Origin of the sequence: Escherichia sp. WS1118 (genome assembly GCF_046487695.1) — a bacterium.
Lineage (GTDB): Bacteria > Pseudomonadota > Gammaproteobacteria > Enterobacterales > Enterobacteriaceae > Escherichia > Escherichia coli.
The window spans coordinates 264,001-280,879 of sequence record NZ_JBJQIZ010000001.1; the positions used below are offsets into that span (position 1 = coordinate 264,001).

A 16,879-nucleotide genomic window follows, 5' to 3' on the forward strand; every position below is an offset into this window, starting at 1 on the left:
TCACCCTATTGGAACTGCTCCCTGCAAAACGGGGAGTAAAAAATCTGGAGAAAAATAATGGCTAAGAATATTCCATTCAAACTGATTCTTGAAAAAGCAAAAGATTACCAGGCAGACATGACTCGCTTCCTGCGCGATATGGTTGCTATTCCCAGTGAAAGCTGCGACGAGAAACGCGTAGTGCATCGTATTAAAGAAGAGATGGAAAAAGTCGGCTTCGATAAAGTTGAAATCGATCCGATGGGCAACGTTCTCGGTTATATCGGTCACGGCCCACGTCTGGTGGCTATGGACGCTCATATCGACACCGTCGGCATTGGCAACATCAAAAACTGGGACTTCGATCCGTATGAAGGCATGGAAACCGACGAGCTGATCGGTGGTCGTGGTACTTCCGACCAGGAAGGCGGCATGGCGTCTATGGTATATGCCGGAAAAATCATTAAAGATCTCGGTCTGGAAGATGAATATACCCTGCTGGTCACCGGTACTGTGCAGGAAGAAGACTGCGACGGTCTGTGCTGGCAATACATTATTGAACAATCCGGCATTCGCCCGGAATTTGTGGTCAGTACCGAACCAACCGACTGCCAGGTATACCGTGGTCAACGCGGTCGTATGGAAATTCGCATTGATGTTCAGGGTGTTAGCTGCCACGGTTCGGCACCAGAACGTGGTGATAACGCCATTTTCAAAATGGGTCCAATTCTTGGCGAATTACAGGAACTGTCTCAACGTCTGGGCTATGATGAATTCCTCGGCAAAGGTACGCTGACTGTTTCCGAAATTTTCTTCACCTCCCCAAGCCGTTGCGCTGTCGCAGACAGCTGCGCAGTTTCTATTGACCGCCGTCTCACCTGGGGCGAAACATGGGAAGGCGCGCTGGACGAGATCCGCGCTCTACCTGCAGTACAAAAAGCGAATGCTGTCGTTTCTATGTACAACTACGACCGTCCATCCTGGACTGGCCTGGTTTATCCAACCGAATGCTACTTCCCGACCTGGAAAGTGGAAGAAGATCACTTCACCGTTAAAGCACTGGTGAATGCTTATGAAGGGCTGTTTGGTAAAGCGCCTGTCGTTGATAAGTGGACCTTCTCAACTAACGGCGTATCCATCATGGGTCGCCACGGCATTCCGGTCATCGGTTTTGGCCCTGGTAAAGAACCGGAAGCGCACGCGCCAAACGAAAAAACCTGGAAATCTCACCTGGTAACCTGTGCCGCTATGTACGCTGCAATCCCATTAAGCTGGCTGGCAACCGAATAATTACTCTTCACTTATTCCCCTCCGGTTCGCCGGAGGGTTTTTGGAGTTTGCTATGCGCGTATTGATAAAAAACGGCATTGTTGTTAATGCAGATGGACAGGCGAAGCAGGATTTGCTGATTGAAAGCGGGATTGTTCGCCAGTTGGGTACCGATATTTCGCCGCAACTCCCTTGCGAAGAAATTGATGCCTCTGGCTGTTACGTTTTCCCTGGCGGCGTGGATGTCCATACGCATTTCAATATTGATGTCGGCATCGCGCGCAGTTGTGATGATTTTTTTACCGGTACCCGCGCTGCTGCGTGTGGCGGTACAACAACCATTATTGACCATATGGGATTTGGCCCAAATGGCTGCCGGTTACGCCATCAACTGGAAGTTTATCGCGGTTATGCCGCCCACAAAGCAGTCATCGACTACAGCTTTCACGGTGTCATTCAACATATTAATCACGCTATCCTCGACGAAATTCCGATGATGGTTGAGGAAGGACTGAGCAGTTTTAAACTCTATTTAACCTATCAATATAAACTCAACGATGATGAAGTGTTGCAGGCATTACGCCGCTTGCATGAGTCCGGCGCGCTGACCACCGTACACCCGGAAAATGACGCAGCTATCGCCAGCAAGCGGGCGGAGTTTATCGCCGCAGGGTTAACCGCGCCGCGTTATCATGCCTTGAGTCGACCTCTGGAATGCGAAGCGGAAGCCATCGCCCGCATGATTAACCTGGCACAAATTGCCGGTAACGCCCCGCTCTATATCGTGCACCTGTCTAACGGCTTAGGTCTGGATTATCTGCGTCTTGCCCGTGCGAATCACCAGCCAGTCTGGGTTGAAACCTGCCCACAATATCTCCTGTTGGACGAACGCAGTTACGATACAGAAGATGGCATGAAGTTCATTCTTAGCCCACCGCTGCGTAACGTACGCGAGCAGGACAAACTGTGGTGTGGCATCAGCGATGGTGCGATTGACGTGGTGGCAACCGATCACTGCACCTTCTCGATGGCTCAACGCCTGCAAATTTCTAAAGGCGATTTCAGCCGCTGCCCAAATGGCTTACCCGGTGTGGAGAACCGCATGCAACTGCTGTTCTCCAGTGGCGTGATGACGGGACGTATCTCACCGGAGCGTTTTGTTGAGTTAACCAGTGCAATGCCCGCCAGGCTGTTTGGCCTGTGGCCGCAAAAAGGGATATTAGCGCCCGGTTCCGATGGTGACGTGGTGATTATCGACCCACGTCAGAGCCAACAAATTCAGCATCGCCATCTCCACGACAACGCCGACTACTCGCCCTGGGAGGGGTTTACCTGTCAGGGCGCGATTGTCAGAACATTATCCCGTGGTGAAACGATTTTCTGCGACGGCACCTTTACAGGCAAAGCCGGGCGAGGTCGTTTCCTGCGACGCAAACCGTTTGTCCCTCCCGTGCTCTAACCACTGCCAGGGATCTATACACAATCAAGAATGATGAGTGAGGAAAAATGAGTAAGAAAATTGTTCTCGCCCTGGGCGGGAATGCGCTGGGCGATGACCTGGCTGGGCAAATGAAAGCGGTAAAAATTACTTCTCAGGCAATTGTTGATTTAATTGCCCAGGGACATGAGGTCATCGTCACTCATGGCAACGGGCCACAGGTGGGCATGATTAACCAGGCCTTTGAAGCTGCAGCAAAAACTGAAGCGCACTCGCCAATGCTGCCGATGTCTGTCTGTGTTGCCTTAAGCCAGGGTTATATTGGTTACGATCTACAAAACGCCTTAAGAGAAGAACTGCTTTCTCGTGGCATTAATAAACCTGTAGCAACGCTGGTTACCCAGGTCGAAGTCGATGCTAACGATCCGGCATTCCTCAACCCAACCAAGCCGATCGGTTCGTTCTTTACCGAGCAAGAAGCAGAGCTACTGACAAAACAGGGTTACACTCTGAAAGAAGATGCGGGTCGCGGCTATCGCCGTGTCGTTGCTTCGCCAAAACCGGTTGATATCATTGAAAAAGAAACGGTTAAAGCTCTGGTAGATGCCGGACAGGTGGTGATCACCGTTGGCGGTGGTGGTATCCCTGTTATTCGTGAAGGTAACCATCTGCGTGGTGCCAGCGCGGTTATCGATAAAGACTGGGCCAGCGCCCGTTTAGCAGAAATGATTGATGCCGATATGCTGATCATTCTGACTGCGGTAGAAAAAGTGGCCATTAACTTCGGAAAAGAGAATGAACAGTGGCTCGATCGCCTGTCGTTAAGTGATGCTGAACGCTTTATCGAAGAAGGTCATTTTGCGAAAGGTTCTATGCTGCCTAAAGTGGAAGCTGCCGCCTCGTTTGCTCGCTCTCGCGCAGGTCGTGAAGCACTGATTACCGTATTGAGCAAAGCGAAAGAAGGGATTGAAGGCAAAACCGGAACGGTGATTTGTCAGTAATTTAAAGGCCGGATGGGTAATACCATCCGGCCATTTTCATTTAAGCCACTTCCAGCACTTCTTTTGTCGCTTTAACGCCCTGATGCATCAACATCATTAACGCCTCAAGTACGCCGCCGCCAATCGCCCGGGCTTTATCAGAAACGCTGGTGAAATCAGCCGTTTCACCACGAGGATCGATATCACCAATTTTAAAACCACCGACCACGGCCAGCCCGTCGTTCAACAAGCCACGCACCATCCCCGTCAACGGTGCTTTAATTTCATGCTCACCAATCCAGGCAATGACATCGCCCTCTTTCACCAGATCGCCTAATTTCACGTTGGATCGCATAATGCCTGCAGCAGGAGCGCGGATCACTCGTCGGGTGGTATGCCCCATAATATTGCCGGGAACACCGGTATTCTCCTGCGCACAACCTGAGTAAATCACCTGACCGAGCCAGTGCCCGCGATTTGTTTCAATTACCGCATGACAATCCTTCCCTGCAGTAAAGCCCGGCCCAAGCGCGATTGTTACTGGTGCCATATCTGCCCGCGTACCCAAATTCTGTTTCGCCAGAATAGCGTCCACCACGCAAAGCGGTTTCAGTTCATCAAGCAATGAACAGGTGGGATCTACCATCACAGGGATGAATCCGCGTTCGGTAAGTTTCATCGCTTCCGCAGAGCTGGTTGCCAGGCGGGCGGTGACGCCTTCGACCGTCATTTCGCCATCGAACACGGCCTGGGCAAACGCCACGGTACAACGAATCACTGTCGGTTTTTCCACTTCCAACATGATCACTTTAAAACCCGCATGATACAGACGTAGCGCTACACCACTGGCGATATCCCCCGCACCGCGAATCACCACCAGCTGGTGTCCGGAAGGATGAGAAGGCTTCATCATCAGCCCACCCGGCGCGTTATTTTTCACCTGTAATATTTCTGCCAGCACGCTGATGGCGATCTCCTGCGGCGTTTCCGCACCTATGTTGTAACCAACGGGCGCATGTAAACGGGCAATATGTTCTTCAGCCACGCCTTTCTCACGCAATTGGCGCAGGAAAAGCTGAACCTTGCGGCGACTTGCCAGCAACCCCAGCCATGCAATGGGTTGTTCAATGAGTTTGTCGAGGGCTTCACGATCCTGATTATTCGTGGCAATCAGGACAAAATTATCAGGGCGAATATCCAGTGCTTCCACTGCCGCACCAAACGACTCAGCATGGAGAAGCGTGGTTGATGGTGGGAATAGTTCAGGATTGAGGCTTTCGCGATAAATATCAGCAACGGCGATATCAAATCCTAATAGCGCCGCACTCTGGGCTATCGCCCGGTTGACATGCCCCGCACCAATCAACACCAGACGTGGACGCATACCATGGACGCTGATAAATACTGACATTGCACCTCCACAATCTGACCCGACAGCATCCGCACCGTTACGAGCCATACGTCCATGGAATAATCGCGGCTTACGTTCCTGCAATGCCTGAAGCGACTCTTCAATCACCTTCCGTTCAACCATTCCGCCACCAATTGTACCGACGATAGAACCATCGGCGCGCACTAACATTTGTGCAGAATGGCGGGGGGTTGAGCCTCGGCTATCAACAATTTGCGCCATCGCAAACGGACAATTTTGCTCTTCGAGTTTTGCAGCCTCTGTGAAAATATTCATACCAACCTCAATGGATATCCTTTCAGTAACCCGGAATACCCGGGCCGCTAATTCACAAATCTGCGCGCGATTGCAGGATGTTCTTGTATATCGCCCAGCCAGATTGCCTCTACGTTGTGTTGTTGCAGCGGTTGAAGGAGCTCGCTTTGCGCAATCGCATTCTCACATTGAGAAAAACGGTTAATGAACCAGACTCGCCGACAACCTTGTGGTACGTTTTTAAACGCCCCCTGAGGGTGGCGAACCAGCGCAACGAGATCGCTCAGTTGCAAGGGTGCAGCAGGTGTTAACCCAGTAATATCAGCAAACTGCGACCAGCGATGGACATTTTCTGTGCTCACTTTCGCACCCAAAATATGTCCTCCCATCACAGCAATCACGCAGCAACTGCTTTTAGGTATGCAAGGTTCGTGCTCATCAGGCGCTTTTAACGGCATTCCACGCGAGCCATCTGCCTCAATGAGAATTACGTCACACTCTGGTCGTTGTACCAGTGCATCAATCGCTTCTGGCGTAAATCCCTGCACTTTTCCCTGGTTCGCTTTCCAGCAGTGAAAACAAAATGAAATGGGGGATATAAAAGACGCATGAGGAAGCATGGCGGGATCACGACAGAAAACCACGGGCCAGTGAGATGTTGGCATAAACATATGTGTCGTCGTAGTGATTAATACACGCCTGCCACTCGCCTGGAACAGTTCTGCCAGCCAAAAAAGCAAGCTGGTTTTCCCCCCAGCACCAACAATAGAAATCACAGTGGGACGTTTCTGCGCGCCTAAATCAATGAATAATGCCGATGGGTCAATTATACTTTTCACGCGTCTTTATGGACCTCTCTGGGATAAATTACCCTCAACGTAATCCATCAGGAAGTAACGCAATTATCAGGCGTTATTAGCTCCTGTAAATAATGGAATCACTATGTCAGCCATCGACTGTATAATTACCGCCGCAGGATTATCATCAAGAATGGGGCAATGGAAAATGATGTTACCCTGGCAACAGGGAACAATTCTTGATACAAGTATCAAAAATGCGTTGCAGTTTTGTAGCCGAATTATTTTAGTCACCGGCTATCGTGGTAATGAACTGCACGAACGTTATGCGAACCAGAGCAATATCACTATTATCCACAACCCAGATTATGCGCAGGGTTTACTGACATCAGTAAAGGCCGCAGTACCCGCGGTGCAAACAGAACATTGTTTTCTCACCCACGGAGATATGCCAACCCTCACCATCGATATTTTTAGAAAAATCTGGTCGTTACGAAATGATGGCGCAATACTGCCACTCCATAATGGCATCCCCGGCCATCCGATTTTAGTGTCAAAACCATGCCTGATGCAGGCAATCCAGCGACCCAATGTCACCAATATGCGTCAGGCACTCCTTATGGGAGAACATTATTCCGTCGAAATAGAAAATGCAGAAATAATTTTAGATATTGATACTCCGGACGACTTTATTACAGCGAAGAAAAGGTATACTGAAATTTAGAAAACGTAGTTAAACGATTGCGTTCAAATATCTAATCCCTCCAGCACTCTTTATCATAATGATAAGGAATCACTGATTTTGAGAAAAGAGAAAAAGTGATAAATGGGCTGGCAATAATAATTTTCAGGAGTGATTTTAATTCTCATTTGGCACCTGTGAGTTCATTCACAAAAAGCCATTAAGTTTCGAGCCGCCTCACATTTTTTTATATTTCCCGCCAAACCTGGCAAGAGTGGTGCGATTGTTGCTCTATCCCCCTAAACCACCGGATTTCTCAACACCGGTCACTCAATGATATCTGTATAAGCTAAGGAGAGGGTTATGGGGGATATTATGCGTCCCATTCCGTTTGAGGAACTTTTGACGCGCATATTTGATGAATACCAACAACAACGCTCAATCTTTGGTATTCCCGAGCAACAGTTTTACTCACCCGTAAAAGGTAAAACTGTTAGCGTCTTCGGTGAAACCTGTGCCACTCCCGTCGGCCCTGCCGCTGGCCCGCACACGCAACTTGCGCAAAACATCGTCACCTCCTGGCTGACTGGCGGACGCTTCATCGAACTAAAAACCGTCCAAATTCTTGACCGCCTGGAGCTGGAAAAGCCCTGTATCGATGCCGAAGACGAGTGCTTTAACACCGAATGGTCTACCGAATTTACCCTGCTTAAAGCCTGGGATGAATACCTCAAAGCCTGGTTTGCCCTGCACCTTCTCGAAGCGATGTTCCAGCCTTCTGATTCCGGTAAATCGTTCATCTTTAATATGAGCGTCGGTTACAACCTCGAAGGTATTAAGCAACCGCCGATGCAGCAGTTCATCGACAATATGATGGACGCATCTGACCATCCGAAATTCGCTCAATACCGCGATGCACTTAATAAGCTACTCCAGGATGAGGCATTTTTAGCCCGCCACGGATTGCAGGAAAAACGCGAAAGCTTGCAAGCCTTACCCGCTCGCATCCCCACCAGCATGGTACAAGGGGTTACCCTCTCCACCATGCACGGCTGTCCTCCGCATGAAATCGAAGCCATTTGCCGCTACATGCTGGAAGAAAAAGGGCTCAACACCTTTGTGAAACTCAACCCGACCTTACTGGGGTACGCGCGTGTTCGTGAGATCCTCGATGTCTGCGGTTTCGGTTACATCGGCTTAAAAGAAGAGTCATTTGATCACGACCTCAAGCTGACGCAAGCACTGGAAATGCTGGAACGCCTGATGGCACTGGCAAAAGAAAAATCACTCGGCTTTGGCGTAAAACTGACTAACACTCTCGGCACCATTAATAACAAAGGCGCACTGCCCGGTGAAGAGATGTATATGTCAGGCCGTGCGCTGTTCCCGCTCTCCATCAACGTTGCAGCAGTTCTCTCTCGCGCCTTTGACGGCAAACTGCCCATTTCTTATTCCGGTGGTGCCAGTCAGCTGACTATCCGCGATATTTTTGATACTGGTATTCGCCCTATTACTATGGCAACCGACCTGCTGAAACCTGGCGGCTATCTGCGCTTAAGTGCCTGCATGCGCGAGCTGGAAGGCTCAGATGCCTGGGAGCTTAACCACGTTGACGTCGAACGACTGAACAGACTGGCAGCAGACGCGTTAACCATGGAATACACCCAGAAACACTGGAAGCCAGAAGAGCGTATTGAAGTGGCTGAAGACCTGCCGCTGACCGATTGCTACGTTGCCCCCTGTGTTACTGCCTGCGCTATCAAGCAAGATATTCCGGAATACATCCGTCTGCTTGGCGAACACCGCTATGCCGACGCGCTGGAACTCATCTATCAACGCAACGCCCTGCCCGCCATTACCGGTCATATTTGCGATCACCAGTGCCAATACAACTGTACCCGCCTGGATTACGACAGTGCGCTGAATATCCGCGAACTGAAAAAAGTCGCCCTGGAAAAAGGTTGGGATGAATATAAGCAACGCTGGCACAAACCAGCCGGTTCTGGTTCACGCCATCCGGTAGCCGTGATTGGTGCAGGTCCGGCGGGTCTGGCCGCAGGTTACTTCCTTGCCAGAGCGGGCCATCCGGTTACGCTGTTTGAACGAGAAGCCAATGCGGGCGGCGTGGTGAAAAATATCATTCCTCAGTTCCGTATTCCTGCAGAGTTAATTCAGCACGATATCGATTTTGTTGCCGATCACGGCGTGAAATTTGAGTACGGTTGCTCACCCGATTTGACCGTTGAACAGTTAAAAAATCAGGGCTTCCACTATGTTCTGATTGCCACCGGTACCGATAAAAATAGCGGTGTGAAACTGGCGGGCGACAACCAAAATGTCTGGAAATCACTCCCCTTCCTGCGTGAATACAACAAGGGCACCACACTCAAGCTGGGCAAACATGTGGTCGTTGTCGGGGCGGGTAACACCGCAATGGACTGCGCTCGTGCGGCGTTACGCGTTCCAGGCGTAGAAAAAGCAACGGTCGTTTACCGTCGTTCACTGCAAGAGATGCCAGCATGGCGCGAAGAGTATGAAGAAGCGTTGCACGACGGCGTGGAGTTCCGTTTTCTGAATAATCCGGAACGTTTCGATGCTGATGGCACCTTAACCTTGCGCGTTATGTCGCTTGGCGAACCTGATGAGAAAGGTCGTCGCCGTCCGGTTGAAACCAACGAAACAGTAACGCTGCATGTAGACAGCCTGATCACCGCCATTGGTGAACAGCAGGATACTGAAGCCCTGAATGCAATGGGCGTGCCGCTGGACAAAAACGGCTGGCCAGACGTCGACCATAATGGCGAAACGCGTCTGACTGACGTCTTTATGATCGGCGACGTACAGCGCGGACCATCCTCCATTGTCGCTGCTGTCGGAACCGCGCGTCGGGCGACCGATGCCATCCTGAGTCGGGAAAATATCCGTTCCCACCAGAACGATAAATACTGGAATAACGTCAATCCGGCGGAAATCTATCAACGTAAAGGCGATATCTCTGTCACTCTGGTGAACAGTGACGATCGTGATGCGTTTGTCGCCCAGGAAGCCGCACGCTGCCTTGAATGTAACTACGTTTGCAGCAAGTGTGTGGATGTCTGCCCGAACCGCGCCAACGTATCCATTGCGGTCCCTGGCTTCCAGAACCGTTTCCAGACGCTGCACCTCGACGCTTACTGTAACGAATGCGGCAACTGCGCTCAGTTCTGTCCGTGGAACGGTAAACCGTACAAAGACAAAATCACCGTCTTCAGCCTGTCGCAAGACTTTGATAACAGCAGCAACCCTGGCTTCCTTGTGGAAGATTGCCGGGTACGAGTACGTCTGAATAACCAAAGCTGGGTGTTAAACATCGACAGCGAAGGTCAGTTCAACAACGTACCACCGGAGCTGAACGATATGTGCCGTATCATCAGCCATGTCCACCAGCATCATCATTATCTGCTGGGCCGCGTGGAGGTGTAATCATGTTGATTCTGAAGAATGTCACCGCAGTGCAGTTACACCCGGCGAAAGTGCAGGAAGGCGTTGATATCGCCATCGAAAATGATGTGATTGTCGCTATCGACGATGCCCTGACGCAACGCTACCCCGATGCCAGCTACAAAGAGATGCATGGTCGGATTGTGATGCCGGGAATTGTCTGCTCGCACAACCATTTTTACTCGGGGCTGTCCCGCGGAATTATGGCAAACATCGCCCCCTGCCCGGATTTCATCTCAACGCTGAAAAATCTCTGGTGGCGACTCGATCGCGCCCTTGATGAAGAGTCGCTCTATTACAGCGGACTGATTTGTTCCCTGGAAGCGATTAAGAGTGGATGTACATCGGTTATCGATCACCATGCCTCTCCGGCGTATATCGACGGGTCGCTCTCCACATTGCGCAACGCATTTTTAAAAGTTGGCCTGCGCGCGATGACCTGTTTTGAAACTACTGACCGTAACAACGGCATCAAAGAGTTGCAGGAAGGTGTAGAAGAAAACATCCGCTTCGCCCGTCAGATTGATGAGGCGAAGAAAGCAGCAACCGAGCCGTATCTGGTGGAAGCTCATATCGGCGCTCACGCGCCGTTTACCGTGCCGGATGCCGGTCTGGAGATGCTGCGTGAAGCCGTGAAAAGCACAGGTCGTGGTTTGCATATTCACGCTGCGGAAGACCTTTACGACGTTTCCTACAGTCACCATTGGTACGGCAAAGACCTGCTGGCACGACTGGCGCAATTCGATCTCATCGACAGCAAAACGCTGGTCGCTCATGGGCTGTACTTGTCGAAAGATGACATCGCCCTACTCAATCAGCGCGATGCGTTCCTGGTGCATAACGCCCGTTCAAACATGAACAACCATGTCGGCTACAACCATCACCTTAGCGACATCCGCAATCTGGCGTTGGGAACGGACGGCATTGGTTCGGACATGTTTGAAGAGATGAAATTTGCCTTCTTTAAACATCGCGATGCGGGTGGCCCACTGTGGCCTGACAGTTTTGCCAAAGCACTGGCTAACGGCAACGAACTGATGAGCCGCAACTTTGGCGCGAAATTTGGGCTTCTGGAAGCCGGTTACAAAGCCGATTTAACCATTTGCGATTACAACTCGCCGACGCCGCTGCTGGCAGACAATATCGCCGGGCATATCGCTTTCGGTATGGGCTCAGGCAGCGTTCACAGCGTGATGGTCAATGGTGTGATGGTCTATGAAGACCGTCAGTTTAACTTCGATTGCGATTCCATTTATGCGCAAGCCAGAAAAGCCGCTGCCAGTATGTGGCGTCGGATGGATGCGCTGGCATAAATAACAGCTCCCCTCTTCTTTCAGAGAAGAGGGGAAATTAAGGAAAGACGATGATTGAACAATTTTTCAGACCCGACTCAGTCGAACAGGCGCTGGAACTGAAGCGCCGCTACCAGGATGAAGCCGTCTGGTTCGCCGGGGGCAGCAAACTCAACGCTACACCAACCCGTACCGATAAAAAGATTGCCATTTCCTTGCAGGATCTGGAGCTGGACTGGATTGACTGGGATAACGGTGCACTACGAATTGGCGCAATGTCTCGCTTGCAGCCACTGCGTGATGCGCGATTTATTCCTGCAGCACTGTGTGAAGCCCTCGGTTTTGTTTACTCACGCCATGTTCGTAATCAGTCGACCATTGGTGGTGAAATCGCCGCCCGGCAGGAAGAGTCGGTGCTGCTTCCCGTCCTGCTGGCACTGGATGCTGAACTGGTTTTTGGCAACGGCGAAACGCTGTCAATCGAGGACTACCTGGCCTGCCCATGCGATCGCCTGTTAACCGAAATTATCATTAAAGATCCGTATCGCACCTGTGCGACTCGCAAAATTAGCCGTTCTCAGGCAGGTTTAACCGTCGTGACGGCAGCCGTTGCAATAACAGACCACGACGGTATGCGAATTGCGCTGGATGGCGTAGCCAGTAAAGCACTGCGTCTGCATGATGTTGAAACTCAAAATCTGGAAGGCAATGCACTTGAACAGGCTGTCGCCAACGCCATTTTCCCGCAGGAAGATTTGCGGGGCAGCGTGGCCTATAAACGCTATATCACGGGAGTTCTGGTAGCCGACCTGTATGCCGACTGCCTACAGGCTGGGGAGGAAGCCGTATGATCATCCACTTTACTTTAAATGGCGCGCCTCAGGAGCTAACCGTTAATCCAGGCGAAAACGTGCAAAAGCTGTTGTTTAACATGGGAATGCACTCTGTACGCAACAGTGATGATGGTTTTGGGTTTGCCGGTTCTGACACAATTATCTTTAACGGTAATATCGTTAACGCGTCCTTGCTTATCGCCGCACAGTTAGAGAAGGCAGATATTCGTACCGCAGAATCTCTGGGCAAATGGAACGAGTTAAGTCTGGTTCAACAGGCCATGGTTGATGTTGGCGTGGTGCAGTCTGGTTATAACGATCCAGCTGCGGCTCTGATTATCACCGATCTTCTCGATCGCATCGACGCACCTACCCGCGAAGAGATCGACGACGCACTCTCAGGTCTGTTTAGCCGCGATGCTGGCTGGCAGCAATACTATCAGGTCATTGAACTGGCGGTTGCACGTAAAAATAATCCGCAGGCCACCATTGATATCGCTCCGACTTTCCGTGACGACCTTGAAGTCATTGGCAAGCATTATCCTAAAACTGATGCCGCGAAAATGGTGCAGGCAAAACCCTGCTATGTTGAAGACCGCGTAACGGCTGACGCCTGCGTCATTAAAATGTTACGTAGCCCACACGCTCACGCACTGATTACTCATCTGGATGTCAGCAAAGCTGAAGCCTTACCGGGCGTCGTTCACGTTATTACTCACCTGAATTGCCCGGATATTTACTATACCCCGGGTGGTCAGAGCGCACCGGAACCATCACCGCTTGACCGCCGTATGTTCGGCAAGAAAATGCGTCACGTCGGCGATCGCGTTGCTGCGGTAGTAGCCGAAAGTGAAGACATTGCGCTCGAAGCACTGAAGCTCATCGACGTTGAATATGAAGTGCTTAAGCCGGTAATGTCGATTGACGAGGCAATGGCGGAAGATGCGCCTGTCGTGCACGATGAACCGGTGGTGTATGTTGCTGGTGCGCCAGATACTCTGGAAGATGATAACAGCCATGCAGCCCAGCGCGGCGAGCATATGATCATCAACTTCCCGATCGGTTCTCGCCCACGCAAAAATATCGCTGCCAGTATTCATGGTCATATTGGCGATATGGACAAAGGCTTTGCCGATGCCGATGTGATCATTGAGCGAACCTATAACTCAACGCAGGCGCAGCAGTGCCCGACTGAAACACATATCTGCTTTACCCGTATGGACGGCGATCGTCTGGTGATCCACGCCTCCACCCAGGTACCATGGCACTTACGCCGCCAGGTCGCGCGCCTCGTGGGCATGAAACAACATAAAGTTCATGTCATTAAAGAACGTGTAGGCGGCGGTTTTGGCTCTAAACAGGACATCCTGCTGGAAGAAGTGTGCGCCTGGGCAACTTGCGTGACCGGGCGTCCGGTACTTTTCCGCTACACCCGTGAAGAAGAGTTTATTGCTAACACCTCTCGTCACGTAGCGAAAGTCACCGTCAAACTGGGCGCGAAAAAAGATGGTCGCCTGACGGCAGTGAAGATGGATTTCCGCGCCAACACGGGTCCTTACGGTAACCACTCACTCACCGTACCGTGTAACGGACCGGCGCTGTCGCTGCCGTTATATCCATGCGATAACGTCGATTTTCAGGTCACCACCTACTACAGCAACATTTGCCCAAATGGTGCTTATCAGGGTTATGGCGCGCCGAAAGGTAACTTCGCTATCACCATGGCGTTAGCGGAACTGGCGGAACAATTGCAGATCGACCAACTGGAAATTATTGAACGTAATCGTGTACACGAAGGGCAGGAGTTGAAAATTCTCGGTGCGATTGGTGAAGGTAAAGCGCCGACATCCGTTCCTTCCGCCGCCAGCTGCGCACTGGAAGAGATCCTGCGTCAGGGTCGCGAGATGATCCAATGGTCTTCACCAAAACCGCAAAATGGTGACTGGCACATCGGTCGCGGCGTCGCCATTATCATGCAGAAATCGGGTATCCCGGATATCGATCAGGCTAACTGCATGATCAAACTGGAATCAGACGGTACCTTTATCGTTCATTCTGGCGGTGCGGATATTGGTACTGGCCTGGATACTGTGGTGACGAAACTGGCAGCAGAAGTGCTGCACTGCCCCCCGCAGGACGTGCATGTTATCTCCGGTGATACCGATCATGCGTTGTTTGATAAAGGCGCATATGCCTCGTCCGGTACTTGCTTCTCGGGTAACGCTGCGCGTTTGGCAGCGGAAAATCTGCGGGAGAAAATCCTGTTCCACGGCGCGCAAATGTTGGGTGAGCCAGTGGCAGATGTTCAACTAGCAACGCCGGGCGTCGTTCGCGGCAAGAAAGGCGAAGTTAGTTTCGGAGAGATAGCCCATAAAGGCGAAACCGGCACCGGCTTTGGTTCACTGGTGGGAACTGGCAGTTATATCACGCCTGATTTCGCCTTCCCGTATGGCGCAAACTTCGCTGAAGTTGCCGTCAACACGCGTACGGGTGAAATCCGCCTGGATAAATTCTACGCCTTGCTGGACTGCGGTACACCGGTCAATCCAGAGTTAGCGCTGGGACAAATCTACGGTGCCACCCTGCGTGCTATCGGCCACAGTATGAGCGAAGAGATCATTTATGACGCCGAAGGTCACCCGTTAACGCGTGATTTACGCAGTTACGGCGCACCGAAAATTGGTGACATTCCGCGTGATTTCCGCGCTGTGCTGGTGCCGAGCGACGATAAAGTCGGCCCATTCGGGGCGAAATCGATCTCGGAAATCGGTGTAAATGGCGCCGCTCCGGCGATTGCTACCGCAATTCACGATGCCTGCGGCATCTGGTTACGCGAATGGCATTTCACACCGGAGAAAATACTCACCGCGCTGGAAAAAATATAAGTAATAAATGGCCGCTTCGGCGGCCTGTTTCTCTGTTTGAACGATGACTAAATAGTGACTGCGAAAATGAGATAAGCCGTTCTCAAGGCGTCCTGCGCCCCAAATTCGTGGGAATTTATTTTACTAATTCAGATGATCAAATTTACTTTAAAAGGAGTGAAGGGATGTCTGATATAAACCATGCAGGTTCTGACCTTATATTTGAACTGGAGGATCGCCCTCCCTTTCATCAGGCTCTCGTAGGTGCCATTACCCATCTGTTGGCAATTTTCGTGCCGATGGTAACCCCCGCGTTAATCGTGGGTGCGGCCTTACAGCTTTCCGCTGAAACAACTGCCTATCTTGTTTCTATGGCGATGATCGCCTCTGGTATTGGTACCTGGTTACAAGTAAACCGCTACGGCATCGTCGGTTCTGGTTTACTTTCAATTCAGTCAGTCAATTTTTCATTTGTTACGGTCATGATTGCGCTGGGCAGCAGCATGAAAAGCGACGGTTTTCACGAAGAGTTAATCATGTCGTCGCTCCTCGGCGTCTCCTTCGTTGGCGCATTTCTGGTTGTCGGCTCTTCTTTTATCCTGCCCTATTTACGTCGGGTTATTACGCCTACCGTCAGCGGCATTGTGGTGCTGATGATCGGCTTAAGCCTGATTAAAGTCGGCATTATTGATTTTGGTGGAGGATTTGCAGCCAAAAGCAGCGGTACGTTCGGCAATTACGAACATCTCGGCGTTGGCTTATTGGTTTTGATTGTGGTGATCGGCTTTAACTGCTGCCGCAGTCCGTTGCTACGCATGGGTGGGATCGCCATTGGGCTATGTGTCGGCTATATCGCATCGTTATGCCTGGGCATGGTGGATTTCAGCAGTATGCGCAATTTGCCGTTAATCACCATCCCGCATCCGTTCAAATACGGCTTTAGTTTTAGCTTCCATCAGTTCCTGGTGGTTGGCACGATTTATCTGCTTAGCGTGCTGGAAGCTGTCGGCGATATCACCGCCACGGCAATGGTTTCCCGCCGTCCCATTCAGGGGGAAGAGTATCAGTCCCGACTGAAAGGCGGCGTGCTGGCAGATGGTCTGGTTTCTGTTATCGCCTCCGCTGTCGGTTCATTACCATTAACCACGTTTGCGCAAAATAATGGGGTTATTCAGATGACTGGCGTCGCTTCACGTTATGTCGGGCGAACCATCGCGGTAATGCTGGTTATCCTCGGCTTATTTCCGATGATTGGCGGCTTCTTCACGACCATTCCCTCAGCAGTTCTGGGAGGCGCAATGACGTTGATGTTTTCCATGATTGCCATCGCAGGGATTCGCATCATCATCACCAACGGTTTAAAGCGCCGAGAAACACTTATTGTCGCCACGTCTTTAGGTTTAGGGCTTGGCGTCTCCTACGATCCCGAAATTTTTAAAATATTGCCAGCCTCTATTTATGTATTAGTTGAAAACCCTATTTGTGCTGGCGGGTTAACTGCGATTTTATTAAATATTATCCTCCCTGGTGGCTACCGACAGGAAAACGTTCTGCCTGGTATTACCTCAGCGGAAGAGATGGATTAACAGTAAAGGAGTC

At 51.0% G+C, this 16,879-nt stretch carries 11 protein-coding genes; 9 read left to right on the forward strand and 2 right to left on the reverse strand.

All coding sequences use genetic code 11. From position 1 onward, the window contains the following. Window positions 1-57: 57 nt before the first annotated feature. Genes ACJHYO_RS01265 through arcC form a run of 3 tightly spaced genes read left to right on the forward strand, consistent with a single transcriptional unit; the run spans window position 58 to window position 3,687 of the window. A complete protein-coding gene (locus tag ACJHYO_RS01265) occupies window positions 58-1,269 on the forward strand; it encodes a YgeY family selenium metabolism-linked hydrolase (protein ID WP_001107125.1) in 1,212 nt (403 codons plus the stop codon). 52 nt (window positions 1,270-1,321) lie between these two features. Further along, window positions 1,322-2,707 carry a D-phenylhydantoinase gene (gene hyuA, locus ACJHYO_RS01270; protein WP_001264432.1) on the forward strand — a complete coding sequence of 462 codons (1,386 nt, stop codon included), beginning with the start codon at window positions 1,322-1,324 and terminating at the stop codon, window positions 2,705-2,707. A 47-nt stretch (window positions 2,708-2,754) separates the two neighbouring features. Further along, the gene (gene arcC / locus ACJHYO_RS01275) at window positions 2,755-3,687 is read left to right on the forward strand and encodes a carbamate kinase (RefSeq protein ID WP_000037984.1); all 933 of its coding nucleotides are present in this window, start codon (window positions 2,755-2,757) and stop codon (window positions 3,685-3,687) included. 40 nt (window positions 3,688-3,727) lie between these two features. On the opposite strand, the gene yqeB is transcribed toward arcC, so the two are convergent. Then, entirely contained in the window at window positions 3,728-5,353 is a 1,626-nt protein-coding gene (gene yqeB / locus ACJHYO_RS01280) for a selenium-dependent molybdenum cofactor biosynthesis protein YqeB (protein WP_001020384.1), read from the reverse strand. Window positions 5,354-5,400: 47 nt separating this feature from the next. After that, window positions 5,401-6,171: a selenium cofactor biosynthesis protein YqeC gene (gene yqeC / locus ACJHYO_RS01285; RefSeq protein WP_000835685.1), complete on the reverse strand. Its 771-nt coding sequence runs from the start codon at window positions 6,169-6,171 to the stop codon at window positions 5,401-5,403. A 103-nt stretch (window positions 6,172-6,274) separates the two neighbouring features. Here yqeC and mocA point away from each other — a divergent pair, with 103 nt between their 5' ends. The 6 genes from mocA to xanQ all read left to right on the forward strand — a co-directional run bounded on the left by mocA (window position 6,275) and on the right by xanQ (window position 16,866). Beyond that, window positions 6,275-6,853, forward strand: coding sequence for a molybdenum cofactor cytidylyltransferase (gene mocA, locus ACJHYO_RS01290; RefSeq protein ID WP_001272860.1), 579 nt, complete (start codon window positions 6,275-6,277; stop codon window positions 6,851-6,853). Between the two features lie 321 nt (window positions 6,854-7,174). Beyond that, window positions 7,175-10,273, forward strand: coding sequence for a putative selenate reductase subunit YgfK (gene ygfK / locus ACJHYO_RS01295; protein WP_085455518.1), 3,099 nt, complete (start codon window positions 7,175-7,177; stop codon window positions 10,271-10,273). Between the two features lie 2 nt (window positions 10,274-10,275). After that, on the forward strand, window positions 10,276-11,604 hold the full coding sequence (gene ssnA / locus ACJHYO_RS01300; RefSeq protein ID WP_000906236.1) for a putative aminohydrolase SsnA: 1,329 nt from the start codon (window positions 10,276-10,278) through the stop codon (window positions 11,602-11,604). A gap of 50 nt (window positions 11,605-11,654) precedes the next feature. Continuing rightward, window positions 11,655-12,434, forward strand: a complete 780-nt coding sequence (ygfM, locus tag ACJHYO_RS01305) for a molybdopterin-dependent oxidoreductase FAD-binding subunit (RefSeq protein WP_085455519.1) — start codon at window positions 11,655-11,657, stop codon at window positions 12,432-12,434. Continuing rightward, window positions 12,431-15,301 carry a molybdopterin-dependent oxidoreductase Mo/Fe-S-binding subunit gene (locus tag ACJHYO_RS01310; protein WP_085455520.1) on the forward strand — a complete coding sequence of 957 codons (2,871 nt, stop codon included), beginning with the start codon at window positions 12,431-12,433 and terminating at the stop codon, window positions 15,299-15,301. The genes ygfM and ACJHYO_RS01310 overlap by 4 nt, the downstream gene beginning before the upstream one ends. 164 nt (window positions 15,302-15,465) lie before the next feature. Beyond that, complete coding sequence (gene xanQ / locus ACJHYO_RS01315; protein WP_001280192.1) at window positions 15,466-16,866, forward strand: xanthine/proton symporter XanQ; 1,401 nt, start codon at window positions 15,466-15,468, stop codon at window positions 16,864-16,866. Window positions 16,867-16,879 lie beyond the last annotated feature (13 nt).